This window comes from Candidatus Hydrogenedentota bacterium (assembly GCA_019695095.1).
Taxonomy (GTDB): domain Bacteria; phylum Hydrogenedentota; class Hydrogenedentia; order Hydrogenedentales; family SLHB01; genus JAIBAQ01.
This window is the reverse complement of the sequence record JAIBAQ010000130.1, coordinates 1-17,549: the sequence shown is the minus strand read 5'-3', so window position 1 is coordinate 17,549 and position 17,549 is coordinate 1. Positions and strand designations below refer to the sequence as shown.

Annotated in this window: 9 protein-coding genes; 3 read left to right on the top strand and 6 right to left on the bottom strand. The window is 58.1% G+C overall.

The genetic code is table 11. From position 1 onward, the window contains the following. The 5 genes from K1Y02_18430 to K1Y02_18410 form a co-directional block, all read right to left on the bottom strand. Positions 1-890, bottom strand: an 890-nt coding sequence (locus K1Y02_18430; protein MBX7258347.1) for a hypothetical protein, incomplete at its 3' end; no start/stop codon positions are given. Positions 891-1,248: 358 nt separating this feature from the next. After that, positions 1,249-2,661 carry a sodium:solute symporter family protein gene (locus tag K1Y02_18425; GenBank protein ID MBX7258346.1) on the bottom strand — a complete coding sequence of 471 codons (1,413 nt, stop codon included), beginning with the start codon at positions 2,659-2,661 and terminating at the stop codon, positions 1,249-1,251. Positions 2,662-2,728: 67 nt separating this feature from the next. After that, entirely contained in the window at positions 2,729-3,616 is an 888-nt protein-coding gene (locus tag K1Y02_18420) for a carbon-nitrogen hydrolase (GenBank protein MBX7258345.1), read from the bottom strand. Next, positions 3,613-4,701 (bottom strand): agmatine deiminase family protein, encoded by a 1,089-nt coding sequence (locus K1Y02_18415; protein ID MBX7258344.1) that lies wholly within the window; start codon positions 4,699-4,701, stop codon positions 3,613-3,615. Before K1Y02_18415 ends, K1Y02_18420 begins: the two co-directional genes overlap by 4 nt. Continuing rightward, on the bottom strand, positions 4,679-5,356 hold the full coding sequence (locus tag K1Y02_18410; protein MBX7258343.1) for an exopolysaccharide biosynthesis protein: 678 nt from the start codon (positions 5,354-5,356) through the stop codon (positions 4,679-4,681). Before K1Y02_18410 ends, K1Y02_18415 begins: the two co-directional genes overlap by 23 nt. Before the next feature lie 239 nt (positions 5,357-5,595). On the opposite strand from K1Y02_18410, the gene K1Y02_18405 reads away from it, so the two are divergent. From K1Y02_18405 to pbpC, 3 genes are all read left to right on the top strand, one after another. Next, positions 5,596-6,657, top strand: a complete 1,062-nt coding sequence (locus tag K1Y02_18405; protein ID MBX7258342.1) for an aldo/keto reductase — start codon at positions 5,596-5,598, stop codon at positions 6,655-6,657. 264 nt (positions 6,658-6,921) lie between these two features. Next, the gene (locus K1Y02_18400) at positions 6,922-12,798 is read left to right on the top strand and encodes a hypothetical protein (GenBank protein ID MBX7258341.1); all 5,877 of its coding nucleotides are present in this window, start codon (positions 6,922-6,924) and stop codon (positions 12,796-12,798) included. Positions 12,799-12,907: 109 nt separating this feature from the next. Next, entirely contained in the window at positions 12,908-15,175 is a 2,268-nt protein-coding gene (pbpC, locus tag K1Y02_18395; GenBank protein MBX7258340.1) for a penicillin-binding protein 1C, read from the top strand. A 13-nt stretch (positions 15,176-15,188) separates the two neighbouring features. Here pbpC and K1Y02_18390 read toward each other — a convergent pair. After that, positions 15,189-17,549, bottom strand: a 2,361-nt coding sequence (locus tag K1Y02_18390; protein ID MBX7258339.1) for a glycoside hydrolase family 95 protein, incomplete at its 5' end; no start/stop codon positions are given.

Here is a 17,549-nt window from a genome sequence, read left to right as displayed (position 1 = left end):
GTGCCGTGGCAATCGTAGCAATCCTTGCCGTGGGCCAAATGCACATCGCGAAGACACTGCGTCCGTACGCCGGGGTGGCATGCATAGCAGTTGACCTCAAGGCTTACCGCGGACATACGCGACGCATGCGCGGAGTGCATGGCGTGAGAAAGTGACGGCACCCCCGGGCTGCCCGTGGTTCCCAGCGGTGCTTGCGCGTGACATGAGCCACACATCACCGGCGTGCTGTCTACCAAATGCGTGCTATGAAGCCTGTCATGGTCACGCAGGATGTCCATATCGACCGTCTCACCCGTGTTCGGCACGTGACAAAGGTCGCAACTGATCTCCCATGAAACGGGGACGACCGCCTGCGTAGCGGCAACCTGCTGTCCGGCAGACTTCACTACGATGCTCGACAGTTGATAAGCGTTCTCGTTTCCTTGGTCGTCAATCGGCGTAATGGGGATCCCCGTGACGGACCAATCGTTGTCGCCGGTCGGGGTCATCGTTCCCGATAGACCGTTTCCGGTGAGTCCAATGTTGGCGGGCAAACTGGCTATGTTGAACAGAGCCGGCGCGAAGTCCCAAAAGTTGGTGTCATCGGTCGAATCGGTGTTGCCGGGAATGGAGTATTGCACCGTAACACCGCTCTGCACGATCCGGGGTTCCTCCCCTCGCCTCTCAATAACCTGCGCGTGGAGCGTATTGTACGGCGGCAGAATCATGAGGGTAGAGAAATCCTGGTTCATGCAGTGCATACCTAGGTCGTTGTATCCGAGAACAACGTATTTGCTGGACGAGACTCCAGGCCCGCCGCCGCCGGGGACAGAGTCGGTGGGACACCCCGTAAACACGAGAACAAGGAGAAAGATAGACAGGATTGTGACAACAACACGTTTCTTTGGCATGCGCTCTCCCTTGCCTACTCCCGGGCTTGCCCGTGGAGCCCTTGCAGCTACTTGTATAGAAGTGTAACCGGAAGGGGCAAGTTTCATGCAAGACATCGTAACATGATGCATTTCAGAGTGTTAAGCGTAACATCACTAAAACAACTCTTATAGTAATCATTTATGCCGTCGAAAAACTGTCGTAACGACAATGAGAGAATGAGGCGCACGAGCATTAGGAATTGCAGTTCTGTCTATATAGCAGATCTGATATAGAGATTACTGATCGCGGTATCTGTAGACAGACTTCACTGTTTCGTGAGTGACAGAATTTGGAGATGGTTGCGATCAGAGCAGGCGGAGACCAGGCCTATCTGCGCTATGCCTCGGCACCTTCGGTAACGGCTTCGTCGGTCGGAATTTCAACTCGCGCGCGGTCGAAGATTCCGAAAACGCAATAGGTAACCAGCGAGGCGGCGAGTGCCATCAAATAAGGATAGTCAAGTTCCAGCATGTATTCGGCGATTCCGTTAGCGGTACACCCCACGATAAGCGTGGCAACGGCAGTAATCGATCCACCAAAACGCGTGAACAAGGCGAATACAACCACGACAAATGCGCCCGCGGACCCGAATGCGGATGCCGTCTCTACCAAGTCATAGATGTCTTCCGCCCTGAAGGCCATGACATAGGCTATGAGACCAAAGAAGGCAACCGTTGCGCGCGCGATGAAGACTTTCTTCTTGTCTGTCGCGTTCGGCAACAACGGAACAATCAGGTTGTGCGAGACAAGCGCGGAAGCGGCCAACAGGGCGCTATCAACCGTGGATAGGATGGCGGATATCAAAGCGCCCGCAAACAACACGTACATGAAGGTCGGCAACAGCTTCTGGGCGACCGTTGGGAGGAACTGCTCGGAGTCTTCCAGTCCCGGAACGAGGGATGGTCCAATCAGTCCCAGCAGCAGCGGAACACACGCCACAAAGAAATACAGTCCGGATGCTGCAAATGCCGAGTAGCGCGCCACGGAAGGTGATTTGGCGGCCAGGGTTCGGGCAATCAACTCCTGCGCGAGCATAGAACCGAAAATGGGGACAGCCCACCCATCCAATTTCGCCATGATCGATTCGTCGCCGCCGGAGAAGACCGTCAAGCGGCTTGGCTCAATCGCTTCCACGACTCCGTGAAATCCGCCGACCGCGAAATAGGCTGCGCCGCCCAGCACGAAGAGTCCGACAATCAGGGCGACACCTTGTATAACGTCCGTAATGGCGTCGGCGAGCATTCCACCCATCGTGGTGTACACGATGACAACCACGGCTGCGACCGTGATGGCGATGGTGTCGCCGAAGGTGGACGAGACGGAGATGACGTGGCCGAAGGCGCGAATTTGAGCGGCAGCCCAAATCACCGAACTGGGCGCAATCACGATGACGGCGATCGATTCTACCCAGGAGGCGTACCGGATTCGGAAGAGGTCACCGAGCGTAGTAAGCTGCTTTTTCCAGAACGGGACAGCGAAAAACAGACCCATGCCGAGGATGCAAAGGGTGTAGCCAAAGGGATCGGCGCGTCCTCCCGAGAGTCCGTCGCTGTAGATCCTGCCCGAAGAGCCAATGCAGGTTTCGGCACCAAACCACGTCGCGAAAATGGTCATGGTACTGATGCCCATGCCCAACCGCCGTCCTGCGAGGTAATAGTCCGATTCGGACTTCATGCTGCGCGATACAAGCACACCAATAAGCAACTGCGCCAAAACGTAGGCCAGCACGCCCCACAAGACAAGGTTCATTTACAGATGGTCTCCCCAAAGCACGCGGTACAAGCCGCTTGCGGCTGTCCCGTCCCCCGAGTCTGCATCAATCCAAGTAACGGCTTTCCAGGCCCGCGTATGCATCAATCCGTCTGTCCCTCAGAAACGGCCATATCCGCCGGACTTCTTCCGAGCGGGTCAGGTCGATTTCGGCGCAAAGGGTAACTTCCTCGGAGGCCGAAGCGCAACATAAAACTTCGCCTTGCGGGCCGGCCGCGAAGCTATTTCCCCAGAAGTCTATGCCTGGAGTCACACCGGAAGGGTCGGGTTCGAATCCGACTCGGTTGACGCTCACCACGGGGACTCCGTTGGCGATTGCATGTCCGCGTTGGAGGGTCATCCAGGCGTCGCGCTGACGTTCCTTTTCGTCTTCGGAGTCGGAAGGGTTCCACCCGATGGCGGTGGGGTAGACGAGCATTTCGGCTCCGCGGAGAGTCATGAGTCGGGCGGCCTCGGGAAACCACTGGTCCCAGCAGATGAGCACGCCGATCTTCCCCACGGAGGTTTGTATGGGGTGCAAACCCAAATCGCCGGGGGTGAAGTAAAACTTCTCATAGAAGCCGGGATCGTCGGGGATATGCATCTTCCGGTATTTCCCCGCGATAGAGCCGTCGCTGTCGAAGACCACAGCGGTGTTGTGATAGATGCCCGCGGTACGCCGTTCAAAGAGCGACGCCACGATAACGACTCCCAATTCTCTGGCGAGATTCCCAAAACGCACCGATGTGGGGCCGGGGATAGATTCGGACCAATCGAAGTATTCCGCGTTCTCGGTTTGCGGGAAGTACCGACCGCAATGCAGTTCCTGCAATACGGCCATCTTGGCCCCGCGTTCCGCGGCGTAGCGAATGCGCTCCAGGGTTGTGGCGACATTGTTTGGGCGGTCTTCACCGCAGGGGTGTTGAACCAGGGCTACTCGCAGTTTTTCGTTCAACCGAGGACTCCTTCAGGAAACTGCATGGTCACGCAATGCAGAGACCCATGCTGCAAAACTAGGCTTCGGCAATCGATTCCGACAATCTCGCGCCCGGGAAAACACGCCCCCAGAATCGACAGCGCCGTGTCGTCGGCGGGGTCATCGTAGGTTGGTACCAACACGGCCCCGTTAATGACGAGGAAATTGGCGTACGTAGCGGGAAGCCTTTGTCCGTCCGAATCATAGCATGGGCGTGGCATGGGTAGGGAATGCAGCCTGTACGGATTCCCAAGCCGGTCGTGCAGCGCACGGAGTTGCTTGGCCATTGCCTGGAGTTCGTCGTAGTGCTCGTCAGAGGGGTCGTCGCATGCCACGTAGGCAATCGTTTGCTCGTCGCAAAACCGGGCCAGTGTATCGATATGAGAGTCCGTGTCATCGCCCGCGAGATAGCCATGATCCAACCAGTGAACGCTACTTGCACCCAACCACTTATTCAGGGCCATTTCCACACCGGCCCTGTCCAGGTCGGGGTTTCTTGTGGAAGACAGCAGGCAGCGCGAAGTCGTCAAAATGGTGCCCTGACCATCCGATTCTATCGATCCACCTTCAAGGACCAGGGGAATCGGATGCAGGCGCACCTCGCCATACGCGCCGGCACGGTGAAGTTCTGAAGACAGTGCGTCATCAAGGGCGTGCTCGAACTTGCCACCCCATCCGTTAAAGTGAAAATCCTGGAGGATTGCCGACCCGTGTACGATGACTGTTATCGGTCCGTGATCCCGGGCCCACGTATCGTTGGAGGGCGCTGTGGCAAACTCCACACGATTCATGTTGGCGCCCGCTGCGACAAGCTGCTCGTGGACGTGCTCAGGGTTGGGACACGCCACGAGAAGCCGCTCCCTCAGGCTTATTTCGCGTCCGATGGCGGCAAAACAGGGCTCAACCAAATCCAGGCACTCGGCCCAATCGGTATTCGCATGGGGCCAGGTTAGCTGGACCCCGGACTGCGGTTCCCATTCCGCGGGCAGGCGAATGCCTGCGAGTTCATCTTCGTGGTCAGGATTCAGATGGTACAAAGCACTATCCCCAAATGTGCATGGCATGTTCGACTGCTTCGCGGCCAAACCACGCCAAGCCCCCAAAGAACGCGAAACAGGGCAGGATGAACGCATATCCCGCCAGGACAAAATAGCCGTCGCGCTCCAGCATGCCTACGGAGAGCAAAAAGATTGGTACGGCGGCAACCATGTTCGAGAACGGAATGGGCAGTGGGAGCGATACGAATGCGGCGAGAATGGCAATTAGGATTGCATTGACGCGAATGACCGCCGGCGACTCGCTAATGCCAGGCAAACGTGGATGAACCAGCCATTCGACGCGACGCATTAGGGCAAGAAGGCGCAGAACCACGGCTTCAAGCCTCTCAAAGGGCACGAGTCTGTCCTTCAAGAATCGCGGCAACCACGGCTGTCTTCCCGCAGCCAGAAAGATAGCGACCAGGAAGACGATCAGCCCCAAAGACTGCGTTATGACGGGTATAGGGACCGGGAGACAAAGCGGAAAGCTGCAAAACGCCAGCATCAGCGTGTGCGACCGCCTTGGGAATAGGCGCAGGATTTCGCCAAAGGTTACCGTTCTGCCCCTAACATTCTCGAGCAGTGTCTTGAGATCCTCCGTGAGGGAGGGACCCCTCTTCCTCTTCTGCCTAGAGCCACGTTTGAAGCGACGCGGTTTCGGGTTTGGAGTAGGTTCAGCCATCGATGTCCTTCGTGTAATACCCTGATGCGTCCTCAAAAACGCTTGAGACCGTAAAAATAGTCCGGGACGCGCCAGCCGGGGAATTATAGCGCAACACACCGGGTACATGCCCGTATTGCCTGCAAACATTTGGAGGATATGGACATAACGCTCTTGGCCGAGGTTTGCATTCCGCTTATGTCCGTGCCACGATGTCCCGGCTGTCCTGTCACGGAAGAAAATACATTACGGAGACGATCATGGAACCAATGAACCATGAAGTGAATCGGCGTGCCTTTTTGAAGAAGGGTGTCCATGCGGCGGCTGCGGCGGCGGCATTGGGGAGTATCGCGCAAAGCGCAGAAGCGGCAAGGCCAGAGGCGCGCTCATTGTCACTAAAAGGATCAATCCCGACGCGCCGGTTCGGAAAGACGGAGTACACGCTACCGATTCTCGCACACGGCGGCTCGACGCTGTGGGGAAACGAAGCCAAGTATTATCGCGTGCCGGTCCCGAGTTATGAAGCGCGAGTCGCCATGGTCCGGGACGCCTACGACAAGGGAGTTCGGTATTTCGACACGGCGCGTATCTACGGCGACAGCGAGAACATCATGGGGGAAGCGCTCAAAGATGTGCAGGACGACGTCTACCTCGCGACCAAGGTGATGGTGCCGGAGCCGGAGAAAGTCCGGGAAAGCGTGGAAACGTCGCTCAAGACCCTTCAAATGGATCGGGTGGAGTGCGTTCAGATTCACGGCCCGATGATCGAGCAATTGAAGTTTGAGGGTGCTATGAAGCTTCACGAAGAGCTACTCAAGCTCCGGGATGAGGGGCTGTTTCGATTTGTCGGCCTGACGGGACACAACGCGTTTGAAGAGATGTACAAGATGATAGCTACCGGAGGCTTCGACACGGTGCTCATTGCATTTGGGTATTTCAAACGGGGATACAACACACGCCATTCGGAAGTCTCGACGGAGTGGCGGAACAATTGCATAGCGAAGGCGTCTGAACTCGACATGGGGATCCTTGCAATGAAAGTCATGGGCGCGTGGGTCTACAACCACAATTCGGCCCAGATGGTGGAAGGGTATGACCCGGCTTCACTGAAAGCGCTGCCCGGCGCCGCGATACGCTGGGTGCTGAGTGACGAGCGCGTGCACTTGCTGAATATCGGGATGTCGGTGCCCACAGACATCGACGACTGCATCGCAACTCTGTCCGGAAACACAACTCTGACGCATGCGGACCGCGCCCTACTGGCGGATTTTTCGGCCAAAGCCTACCTGCATCCGAGTATCCAGGAACTGCCTGTGGTCTAGAGAATCAGGCATTGTCGAAACCAAACGCCTACCCCAATGTCAGCCGGAGTGAGCGCCGGAACGCTATTCGCAATCACTCTGCAACTTTTTTCTTCTTCGTGTGTATCTATTTGAGTACAAGTTGGATTATTACGGGTCAACGCGCAACTCCTGCTAGAATAGCCGGGGTTATCGCGCAAGGCCGTGGCACAATGTGAGTGCCGCAAACGGTAGTTTCGCTCCACAGGTCCAAGATTCTTTCCTACTGAGGTCGAGGTGCATCCCATGAGTGCTCAGACGCCGTCGCGTCGCTATTCGTCATCGGTTTTTGGTTTGGTCATAGTGCTCTTTGCCCTTGGCGGACTCATTCTGCTGGCATTCAAGCCGGGAGGAAACGCCTCGTCGCTTGCGACCGATGCTTCCCCCAAGGAATCCATGTCCGCCAACCCGTCAGCTTCCCCAGATACGGGCGCGGCACCTGCGAACGCTTCCGAAGGAGAAGCAAGCGCATCGACGCCCGAGGCTCCGCCAGCGGTTGCTGCCCCGCAGGACAGCGCCCCTGCACCTTCGCTGGAGACCTTGAAAGTTATTGGCACGTTCCCGGTGGAAGGTGAGCGTCTGGACAGCGATATTGTCGTGTACTTCAGCGAACCCGTGGTCGTGACGGCTGGCCAGGGTCAAGAAACGCCCAATCCATTCACGATGCAGCCGAACGTGGAAGGCACGTTCAAGGTGGTCGGAAATTGCGTTGCCTTCAAGTCGGACAAGTTTCCCTTTGACCAGACGATAGAAGTCCAGTTGAGCGATGCCATTCGCTCGACAAGTGGCAAGCCGCTGGATCCGGGCACGCGAACGCTCCATTTCGCGAAGTTTGCGTTTGAACCTGCCCGCATGTGGACACTGGAAGAAAGTGACAACAAGACCGTGCTGGGCGTCCGGTTTCCGGCTACGGTCGATGCCGCCGCCATGCAGCCGCAATTAGCCGTGCGCGATGCGGACGGCCAGCCGGTGACGTTTTCGCTCCAACCGGGGGACGAGGGCGGTAACGTGCGGCTGACAATTGAGGGACAGCCCAAATGGCCGGTTTCCGTCACCTTCCCCAAGGGCTTGGCGGATGCATCCAAATCCATGCAGATGCAGGCCGAGCGTGTGTTTACGTATCCGACGCAACTGAACCTGACGCTCGAGAAAGTCGAGTGGGCCAAAGTGGAAGACGAGGAACAACAGATTCGCCTCCGTTTTTCGCAAGCGGTGGAGCCGGGGATTCTCTCCGAGTATGTGACCATCAAGGACCACGAAACGAGCGAAGATGTCCCGTATTCGGTGTCAACCGATCAACGATCCAATGAGCAATTGATTCTGGTGAACCTGGAAGACGCAGGTGAAACCACCTTGGATTTCACAATTGCCGCGGGGCTTCCCGGCGCGGACCGGACGCGCGTGGCCGAAGCCATTTCGCGCGTACTCGATGCGCCGCAACCGGAGAGTCAGCCGTTTGAAGTGACCGACCAGTGGTGGGAAGGTTACGGTCAGCGCTCTGGATTGAAGCTCAGTATTGGCTTCAACCAGCGGGTGGAGCTGAAAGACATCTTGGAACACCTTTCGGCCAAACCCGAGGTGCCGAATCTCCGCGTCGAGCCTTCTTATAATCGAAGCCGCGTCTACATTCTCGGCGAATGGGATTCCAACAAGACCTACGAACTCACCTTCAGCGAAGGGATGAAATACGGCGAGGGAGCAGCGCTGACGGCGCCGGTAACCCGCCTTGTCCAGACGGAAAAGGTCCCGGTCTTCCTTGGATTTGGACAAGAAGGTAAGTGCTATTTCCCGCGTCGTGACGGTCTCCCGCTTTCGCTCGACTCCCGTAACGTCACCAAAGCGCGCGTAAGAATTGGCCGTCTGTTTCCGTCCAACATTGCTGTCGCGTTGAGCGATCTCGAGAATGGCAAACCGAACTGGCGCTTTATGCAGTCATGGAGTCAAGACCTTGAGTCGAAGGATTTCGAAGTCGCGGCAAAGACGGACCGATTGACGTCGACTCCGCTGCCGCTGGACACCCTGCTTCCTTCAGGCAAGAACGGTGTATTCGCGCTCAGTGTGGCAGATGCGTCGCCCGACGCGGAAGGCGACTATGAACGCGACAGCAAGCTGTTGTTGTTTACGAACATCGGATTGCTGGCGCACTGGATGAACGACGAACTCGTCATCTTCGCGCACAACCTCTATTCGCTGGAACCGCTCTCCCTCGCGAAAGTTACGGTGTACAGTATAAAGAATCAGCTTCTGGGAACGGCGAACACCGACGCGCAGGGCATGGCGAAACTGGGACCGTTCGACACTTCGCTGGGCGTTCCCGGCGTTGCCGTAGTGGAAAGCGGCGATGACTACACGTTCATTGAACTCAAGGCGCGAGACGACGAGTCCATCGAATCAGCTGACGGTATGCCACGATTCGACCGCAAGGCCTACGACGCATTTGTCTATGCGGATCGCGAACTGTACAGGCCCGGAGAGACTGCCCATCTTCGGTGGATCGTGCGCACCGGATACGGCGATGCGTTGGCTAACGTCCCCTTGCTTCTCAAGATCGTGAAGCCCAACGGACAGGACCTGGCATCCGAACCGATCACGCTCTCCGCGCTTGGAACAGGCGGAACAGACGTCGCCACCCAGAAGTCCTATCCTACGGGTAAGTACACGGCGAATGTCCTGGTTCCTGGCAACGAAACACCTATCGGAAGCTATCAGTTCAGCATTGAGGAATTCGTGCCGAACCGCATGAAGGCGGCCGTGAACGTGACGGAACCCTCTTGGAGCGCAAATGCGGATTACACGATTCAACTGAACGCGCAGCACCTCTATGGCGCGCCAGCGACGGACCGCGACTGCGAAATGAAGGTGGTTCTCAAGCCTGGAGTCTTCGAGCCGGAGGCATGGAAAGGATTCACGTTTGGGAACGATACCGAATTCGCGACTGCGGTCGAAGAACTCGGCGACTCCAAGACCGACGCGCAAGGCAACGCTTCGTTTACGTTCAAGTATCTTCCCAAACCCGAAGCGAACCGTCCGTTGACGGCTATCGTATTGGGCCGCGTGTTCGAATTGGGCGGCCGCGCCGTGTCCGGAACGAAGGAAATCCCGCTGTTCCCGTCTGACATATGCCTGGGTATCGCGGGTACAACGCCTGAAGGCGGCAAGGGCATTGACGTCGACGTTGCCGCGGTGACACCCGCGGGTGCGGCGGCAGCGTTGCCTTCCGTGAAGGTTACGCTGGAACGGCAAACGTGGAATTACTACGTGCGCCGGTACTACGACTCGTATCAGCCGAAGTGGTCGGAGTCCTTCCAGGAAGTCGAGACGAAGGACGTCCCATTGACCGATGGCAAGGGTAAAGTCACGTTCACGATGGAGAACTACGGCTACTACCGCGTGCGCGTGCATTCCGACCAGACACCGCAGTTCAGTACGCTGTCGTTCTACTCGTATGGCGGCGAGTGCAATATCGTGAATCCATCGCGGCCGAGTTTGATCAAATTGACGCTGGACAAGCCGTCCTACGCGGTGGGAGACGAGGCCGTCGTGAAGATCGAAGCGCCATTCGACGGCAAAGGGTTTGTCGTTGTCCAGGGCCAGGAGATTCAGCGGATACTGTCTATCGACATTAAAGACGGCGTTGGTTCTGCAAAGCTGCCGTTGACTCGCGAACAGTACCCGAACGTGTGGATCGAGGCGACAGTCGTTCATGCGATCAAGGAAGGAAGCAGCCAAGTCTATCCATTCTCAAGCTTTGCGGCAGTACCGTTGAAGGTTAACGATCCGCGCCGATCGATTGCGATAGCCTACCCGGGCCTGCCCGAAGAAATCCGACCCGCTCAGGACACGCAAGTTACAGTAGAGACTAAGGATGCCGATGGGCAGCCTGTATCGGTTGAGGTGACACTGGCGGCGATTGATGAGGGTATTCACTCCATCACCGGATACGCCAGCCCCGACCCCGTGTCGTACTTGTCGCGTTTGCGTCAGCCGGACTTCCGCCGCACGCACTACTACGACAAAGTGGCCTACGACTTCGAGAAGCCCGCGCCCGGCGGCGACATCGAAGCGTTGCTGGCGAAGCGTGCTTCGGCAGTCGATGAGAATTGGATTAAGCCGGTGGCGCTGTGGTCTGGCGTGGTCACAACGGACGCGCAAGGCAAGGCCACGGTAGCCATGAGTATTCCCGAATTCACGGGTCAGTTGCGGTTGGTGGCCGTGGCGGCATCTGCATCGGCGGCGGGTGCCCAGACCGGGTATGTGTACGTGCGCAGGCCGTATGTACTGCAAACCAGCATGCCGAGATTCTTGTTGCCCGGCGACAAGTTCCAGTCGAAGGTTGTCTTGAACAATAATTCGCCGGACGAGGTAAAAGCGGTTGTGGGCTGGACCACGAGCGGCACGCTTGCGCCCACCTCGGGCACGAAAGAAGTGCAGGTTCCGTCCAAGGGCGAAGCTTCTTTTGCCGTCGATCTGGCGGCCGACCAAGCTATTGGACAGGGCCATATCCAGTGGTATGCCGCGTTCCAGGCCGCCGATGGTCATGAATTGGACCGCGTAACCGAGAGTGCCCCGATGCCGGTGCGCGCGCCCGCGGCGTTCCAATCGCATAACGAGTTGATCATCCTCAAGCCCGGTGAAAGCACCACGATCCGCAATACGAAGTTCCTCGACGACGCGCGGACCGAGACGGAAGTCTCGGTGGGAGCGAGTCCGCAACTGCGGTTGGCCGAAGCGTTGAAGTATGTCGTCGGCTACCCGTACGGGTGCGTGGAACAGACAACGTCGAAGTGCCTTCCCATGTATCTGCTCCGCAAGAGCAACGCGTTGACCGAACTCACGCTGGAGCAAGGTCAGCCGATTGAGGCCTATCTGCAAGCGGGAATTGACCGTCTGTTCTCGATGCAGACACCTTCCGGCGGGCTGGGCTTCTGGCCCGGTGCAAGCGACCCCTATCCCTACGGCTCTGTATACGCGCTGCATTTCCTCACGCTGGTGAAGGTAGGCCGCGAAATTCCGCTGCCGGAAGCGAGCTTCAAACAGTTGCAGGACTACGTGCGAAAACTCATCACGGATTGGGACGGTTCGGGCCACCAAAGCGACTTGTACCTGCGCGCGTATGCCGCGTATGTGCTTGCGATTGGCGGCGATGCCGAAGCGATTCGGCAGATCCAACGCTTTGACACGATTAGCGTGCCGCGCTCGTCTCGGCTACTGCTCGCGGCGGCGCTGGCAGTCGCGACCAAGGACGGCGACCGAGTAAAGATGTATATGAGCAAGGCGCCATTCCAGCCGTATACGGTAACGGAGTACGACGGAACGTTGAATTCCGATGTGCGCAACTCGGCTATCGAGCTACTTACATTGCGTCAGATTGGCGGAGATAAGACAGAAATCGCCACGAAGGCGAAGGATCTGATTGCGTGGCTTGAGGCGCATCGATACGGGACCACACAAGAAACGGCGTTCATTATCACGGCGCTGGCGGAGTACCTTAACGACCTGGCGTCGAACATCGACACCACCGCTGCCGATATCGTAGACCCGAAGGGTTCGTCGAAGATCTCGGGCAAACAGAGCTACAAGGGAGCTTTCGACGGCCCAGGTGTTGTCTATACCGTAAGTAACACGGGCAAAACGGAGTTGTACGTAAACGCGACCACGCGAGGCATTCCGGAGAAGATCGACAGCGCGGAAGTGGCGAGCAGCATGAGCGTGTCGAGAACGTTGTATACGGAGAAAGGCGAACTGGTCTCGGGAACGCAGTACAACCAAAGCGCAATCTATATCGTCGGCGTGACGCTCACGTGTGAACGCGACGTGAAGAATGTCGTTGTTGCCGATCTACTTCCCGCAGGGTTTGAGATCGAGAATCCGCGCTTGGAAGCGGATGCGTTGGAGGGTGAAGCCTTCAGCGGCTCCATCGTTCCGACGTACACGGATGTGCGTGATGACCGCATGGTAGCAGCTTTCGATTCGCTTGGAGCAGGCAGCAACAAGTTCTTCTATGTTGTGCGCGCGGTGACGCCGGGGACTTTTCAGCAGCCGGCCGTACAGGCGGAATGCATGTATGACGCGTCCGTCCGGGCGCGGTCCGTGCCTGGAACAATAGAGGTTACGGCAAACTAACCGTTAGCGGAGAGCCGAAACGAAACCGAGTGTGAGTACGATGCACCGGATCGCAAGGGTGAAAGCACGCTCAGAGCAATGTATTAGGTGGTGCAAGCGGCGGTGGTGCGTGACAGCCATCGCCGCTGCGCTGCCCGCAGTCGTGCTGTGCGCGCTTCTCCTGATCCCTATGGATCCATCGCCGTATCTGCATACGACAGCTTCGCGCGAAGTCTTCGACCGATCGGGAAAACTGCTTTTCGCGTCTCTAAACGGAGAAGAACAGTGGCTCTTCCCACGTCCGTTTGACGCGATTAGCCCGTATCTTGTTAAGGCGACCATCGCCGCCGAAGACCAACGGTTCTATTCGCATCCTGGAGTGGACACGATCGCTATACTCCGCGCGGTCGGGCAGAACGTGTGGGGCGGCGGCATCCACTCGGGCGCAAGTACCATTACCATGCAGGTGGTCAAGCGCGGTTCGCCATCGACGCGCACGATAGCCGGAAAGTTGTATCAAGCCGTTCAGGCACTGCGTTTGGAGAGGCATGCGAGTAAGACTCAGATTCTCGAAGCGTACCTCAACACAGCCCCGTATGGACTCAATTTGGTCGGGTGCGAGTCGGCGGCTCGCCGTTATTTTGGAAAGCCCTCCGTTGAATTGACCTTGTCGGAGGCGGCCACGTTGGCGGCCCTGCCCAAATCTCCTACCGCGCTTATGCCGCTTGCCAAGTCAGCGGCCGCGAAATCGCGGCGCGATTACGTGCTTCAACGCATGCGCGACGACGGTTACATCTCGCCGCAGGAATGCGAGCACGCCATGGCTGAACCGGTCACTGCCGCGTGGCACGACTTCCCGCTCCTTTCGCCGCACCTGGCCATGCGACTCAGCCGCGCCAGCGAAGAAGGAGCGCGCATACACACCACGTTGGATGCGCGTATACAGCTGCGTTGTGAACGGCTCATCGCGGAAACACTGAAGACCTTCGACAACCAAGTCACAAACGCGGCGGTAATCGTCGTCGACACGGAAAGCGGCAAAGTCATCGCTCGAGTCGGTTCCTCGGATTTCTTCAATACTCCGGGTGGAGGTCAAGTGGACGCGTGCCAAGCGGCGCGATCTCCGGGATCGGCACTCAAGCCGTTCACGTATGCTCTCGGCATGGAACGGCAAGAACTGTATCCGACGGAGTACTTGCTCGATGATTCGCTCGACTATGGGTTGTACAGTCCGGAGAATTTCGATCAGGAGTACCGGGGATTGGTATCGGCCTCGTATGCGCTGAAGCGATCGCTTAACGTGCCCGCTGTGCTGGTGCTCGAGCGAATCGGCGAAGACAACATGTACCGCTTTCTGCGACGTGCGGGTCTGTCATCACTCACGCGCGAGGCCGAGTTCTACGGGCTTGGGTTGACGCTGGGCAATTGCGAAGTGAGACTGGAAGATCTCACGGCAGCGTACCTCATGCTCGCGAATCTCGGCGCGTACCGCCCCTTGCGATATGCAGCAGATGAACCGCCTCGTGCCGCAAGGCAGTTGCTCTCTCGCTCAACGTGCTTGGGCATTTACGACATGCTCGAACAACCGCTTCCCACGGACTTCCAAAAGGACATTGTGCGCGCCTCGGGTACGCCTCCGCGCGTGTGCTGGAAGACGGGAACATCGTCCGGTTATCACGATGCATGGTCGTTCATGTTCAATCGCCACTACGTCGTCGGTGTGTGGCTGGGAAACAACGACGGGCGCGCGTCGCGCATGCTCGTGGGAGCGAAAGCGGCGCTTCCTCTTGCCGCTCGCATCTTTCGCTTCCTGCCCCAAAAACAATCGCCGTTCTGGCCGGAGCCCGGCGACGACCTGAGCACCGTCACGATTTGTGCGGTGAGCGGACTGCCTGCTTCGCGTTGGTGCACCCGGACATCAACCGCGCAGTTTCCCGCGGACCTGTTCTTGAATCGGTGCTGCGATGTTCACTATCCGCGCCCGTTGGGCGACGTCGATACCGGCACGCCTGTCGTTGAACGATGGCCGGCGGCCGCCCGCAACTGGGATCTCGCGCACATCGTCTCTCCCCTGCCCGCGCAGCAGCCCATGCTCGCGAAGAGCGAACGAATTGTCGGCTTGCGCATACTCGAACCGGCAAACAACGCGGAGTTCATTCTTACGCGCGAGGCCAATGCCGACCGTATACGTGTGCGGAGTTCGCTGGATACCACAGCGACTACGCACTGGTACTTGGATAGCCTCTATTTGGGCGAGTCAGGTCCGGGCAAGGACCTGTTTGTCGACCTGCTCGAAGGCGAACACCGCCTCACCTGCATGACGCTGGATGGGCAGACCGACAGCGTGAAGTACACGGTTGAACTGCCCGAAGGCTCTGCGCGATTCAAGACAAAATAGCGTTTCCGCCGCTTCAGGGTTGCAGTGTGTAGAGCGCTCCCGCAACCGCAGGGAATTTCACGATGCCATCGCCGGCAGTTGCGCTGACCTCTTTGCCATTCTGAATCACCTTAAGCGGCATCGAGGCCCGAACGACACACTCGCCACCCTTGTTGGATCGAATGACGGCTGACGTGATCTTTCCGGCATCCCATTCAATATCGACGACGAACCCGCCTCGCGCGCGCAGTCCTTTCACGCTTCCCTTCGGCCACGCGGCAGGCAACGCAGGCAAGAGCGACATCTCTCCCGCATGACTCTGCACGAGCATTTCGGCGATTCCTGCCGTTGCACCGAAGTTGCCGTCTATCTGGAACGGCGGGTGGTTGTCGAACAGATTCTCCAGCGTTGATTTGGCGAGCAGAGCGTGCACGTTTTCCTGGGCCGCGTTGCCATCTTCCAGTCGTGCGAAGAAGTTGATTATCCACGCGCGGCTCCATCCGGTATGTCCACCGCCGTTGGCCAAGCGCCGGTCAATCGACACACGCACGGCCTTTGCGAGATCAGGCGTTCCGCGCATGGTGAACTGATTGCCGGGATGCAGCCCGAACAGGTGCGACATGTGGCGATGTCCGGGTTCGGGTTCATCGAAGTCTTCCATCCATTCCTGCAACTGCCCGTGTTTACCGATTTGCGGCGGAGCCAGTTGCGCGCGCGCCGTCTCGAGGGTCTTGCGGAAATCGTCGTCCACGCCAAGAATCTTGCTCGCTTCGATGCAGTTGCCGAAGAGTCCCCACAGAATCTCCATATCCATCGAAGGCCCCATGCAAATGCTCGCCACGTTGCCGTCTGGCGTCCGGAAATGGTTTTCCGGCGAGTTCGAGGGACCAGTCACGAGCCAGCCGTGTTTGGGCTCCTTGACCAGCGCGCTGAGATAGAACTGCGCCGACTCCTTCATGATGGGATAGGCCCACGCAAGGTATTCGTTGTCGCCGGTGTACGCGTAGTGTTCCCACAGATGCAGGCACAACCATCCGCCCGCCATCGAATACAGCCCCCAAGACGGCTGTTCGCCGGGCGACGTGAAACCCCATACGTTGGAGATGGTGTGAACCACCCAGCCATCCGCGTTCCAATACGCTTTGGCCGTTTTGCGTCCTGGCTCGCGAAGGGAATCGATGAATTTGAGAAACGGTTCGTGGCATTCGGAGAGATTGCAGACCTCCACGGGCCAGTAGTTCATCTGGTCGTTAATGTTGTGGTGATAGTCGCAGTTCCACGGCGCGGAATAATGGTCGCACCAGATTCCTTGCAGATTCGCGGGCATATCTCCCGGACGCGAACTGGAGATCAGCAAATAGCGTCCAAACTGGAAGTAGAGGGCTTCAAGTCCGGGATCGTCCGCGCCTTCGCGCACGGACGCAAGGCGCTTGTCCGTGGGGAGCGAGGCAAGGTTAGCGTTTGCCCCGAGATCGATCGCCACGCGCGCATAGAGACTCCGGTAATCAGCGACATGCGCGTCGCGTAAGGCCTGGTACGATTTGCGCGCGGCGGATTCGAGCTGCGCCTTGCACGTTTCAGAGGGGTCCTGCCCGCGGTAGTCCGTTGCCGCCGCAAGCAACAGCGTCACGCTATCCGCCTTTTTCACGCGCAGAACGCTGCCGTCGCTTTCCACGCTGCCGCCATCGTTCTGAACGAGCAGATGAGCGGCATAGCGCATGCCTTTGCCGTTCCATGCGCGTCCAGCGAGCGCAAGCCGGTTGGAACCGTCGGCTTGAGCGACAACTGCGGGCTCGGGCCAATCGCTCGACGGAAACGGTTCCAACTCCGAATTGTTCTTGTTCGCTTGCGAGGCGCTGCGCGGATCGCGATCGAGCGTAACATCAAACGTCAGTTGACCGGGCTTGTCGCACGTGAACCGCACCACCAACACCTGATCCGGGGCGGAACTGAACACTTCGCGCTTGTACCAAGCGTCACCGATGCGATAACGCACACCTGCAATAGCGCTGTTCAAATCGAGGTCGCGTTCGTATTCGTCCGGGTCACGGTGCATTTTGGGAAAGGAGAATCGTAAATCGCCGAGTGTTTGGTAAGACCCAAACGAAGCCATACCACCCGTGCCCGTGTTCGAGCCGACGCCCGCGCACACCATGACTTCCGCCGTCAGCTTTTCCGCCTCGGCATATTTCCCCTCGAAGATGAGCTTGCGAATCGTGTCGAGGCTCTTGTGCGCATCGGGATTATCCGCGTCCTGCGGGCCGCCCGACCAAAGGCTGTCCTCGTTGAGCTGGATACGCTCGCGGCCTACGCCGCCGAAGATCATGCCACCGAGACGCCCATTGCCAACCGGCAACGCCTGCGTCCACCATTGCGCGGGTTCGCGATACCACAT